Annotated in this window: 1 protein-coding gene; it reads left to right on the top strand. The window is 32.7% G+C overall.

The window, feature by feature from the left end; genetic code table 11:
- Nucleotides 1–564, top strand: a 564-nt coding sequence (locus BAU28_RS27015; protein ID WP_131801222.1) for a transposase, incomplete at its 5' end; no start/stop codon positions are given.
- Between the last annotated feature and the right edge of the window lie 88 nt (nucleotides 565–652).

The following is a 652-nucleotide window of genomic DNA, read 5'->3' as shown; positions in this document are numbered from 1 at the left end:
GAGGAGCAAAAACAAAAACGCCTACGTGATCGAGCTATTCGTGAAAAGAAAAAAGGGATTACATATACAGAGCGTACGAAACTTTTACAAGGAATTACGGTATATATGACAAACATTCCTACGGAATGGGTACCAAAAGAGAAAATCTATGATTTATATTCACTACGTTGGCAAATTGAGCTGTTATTTAAAATATGGAAATCCTGGTTTCAAATTCATCGTTGTAAATCTATTAAACAAGAGCGATTAGAATGCCATCTTTATGGACAACTCATTAGTATCCTATTATGTTCTTCTACTATGTTTAAAATGAGAGAACTCCTGTTACGTAAGAAACAGAAAGAGCTAAGTGAATATAAAGCGATGTACATAATTAAAGATTATTTCTTACTTTTTCATCAAGCATTACATAAAAACACCCAAGAATTATCAAAGATTCTCCTTCGTCTGTTTAACCTCCTACAGCGAAACGGACAAAAATCTCACAGATATGAGAAAAAAACAGTCTTTGATATTTTGGGCGTTGTGTATGAGTATACCACTTCTACTCATCAGGTAGCATAGTAAAAAAATTCAAACCCGTTAGGGTTTATTTGATATGCCTACTTTTATAACATCTATAAACGATAATAAAATACTACGTGAAAAGACC

Origin of the sequence: Bacillus paramycoides, assembly GCF_001884235.1 — a bacterium.
Taxonomy (GTDB): domain Bacteria; phylum Bacillota; class Bacilli; order Bacillales; family Bacillaceae_G; genus Bacillus_A; species Bacillus_A paramycoides.
This window is presented reverse-complemented; position numbering and strand designations above follow the sequence as displayed.